The organism is Shewanella sp. AS16 (assembly GCF_021412365.1).
In the GTDB taxonomy this organism is placed as follows: Bacteria; Pseudomonadota; Gammaproteobacteria; order Enterobacterales; family Shewanellaceae; genus Shewanella; species Shewanella salipaludis.
The window spans coordinates 1-292 of sequence record NZ_JAKCLK010000250.1; the positions used below are offsets into that span (position 1 = coordinate 1).

Sequence of the window (292 nt, forward strand, 5' to 3'; positions counted from 1 at the left end):
TGAGTAAAGAGGTGTGGGATGAAGGGGCTTGAGAATGCCATCCGCAATCTGAACAGCCTTGATACCCGTATGGTGCCACAGGCCAGCGCATGGGCGATAAACCGTGTGGCACAGAAAGCGGTCTCGGTTGCCACCCGGAAGGTTGCCGGGAATACCGTTGCGGGAGATAACCAGGTGAAAGGGATCCCCCTGAAACTGGTACGTCAGCGTGTCCGGGTGTTTAAAGCCAGTCCGTCAGGAAAAATGACGGCCAGGATCCGCGTTAACCGGGGCAATCTGCCCGCCATCAAAC

Annotated in this window: 1 protein-coding gene; it reads left to right on the plus strand. The window is 56.8% G+C overall.

The window, feature by feature from the left end; genetic code table 11:
• Positions 1-18: 18 nt before the first annotated feature.
• On the plus strand, positions 19-292 hold a 274-nt coding region (locus tag LZP73_RS20200), incomplete at its 3' end, for a phage tail protein (protein ID WP_234236708.1).